We start from the raw sequence: 534 nt of genomic DNA on the forward strand, positions 1-534 counted from the left end.
CGGGGTAAGCGTGTCGAGTGCCAGTCGCTGGTCGCAGCAGTTTGCACAGCAGGGTCACGTCGCTCCCAAACCGACACACAGCGACGACAGCCGGCCGGCAATCGAGGCGCACGCGGATCTGATCCTATCCCTCGACGAGGCCCGGCCTGAACTTTTCCTGCGCGAGTTGCGTGACGCCGTGGCCGGGCACGACGTCCAGATCAGCATGAGCGGAGTGTCGCGCTTCTTCGCCCGGCACGGGATCACCCGCAAAAGAAGGGGCTCTGTACGCGGCTGAGCAGGAGCGGGCCGACGTGAAGGCGGCGCGTGAGGCATGGTTCGAGGCTCAGCCCGACCTCGACCCTGACAAACTCGTCTTCCTCGACGAGACCGCGGCCGCCACCAACATGGCCGGCCGCTACGGCCGCGCCCCACGCGGCGAGCGCTGCCGGCTCTTCGTGCCACAGGGTCATTACAAAACGACCACCGTCACCGCCGCTCTACGCAGCACCGGCCTGTGCGCCCTCGACCTCGCGGATGGGGCCACCAACGGCC

The 534-nt window shown here is 68.0% G+C and carries 1 pseudogene; it reads left to right on the plus strand.

Going from position 1 to position 534, the window contains the following annotated elements:
• Positions 1 to 534 (plus strand): annotated as a pseudogene (locus MKK75_RS00055) (IS630 family transposase); the annotation flags it as partial.

The organism is Methylobacterium sp. J-030 (assembly GCF_022829545.1).
Classification (GTDB): domain Bacteria; phylum Pseudomonadota; class Alphaproteobacteria; order Rhizobiales; family Beijerinckiaceae; genus Methylobacterium.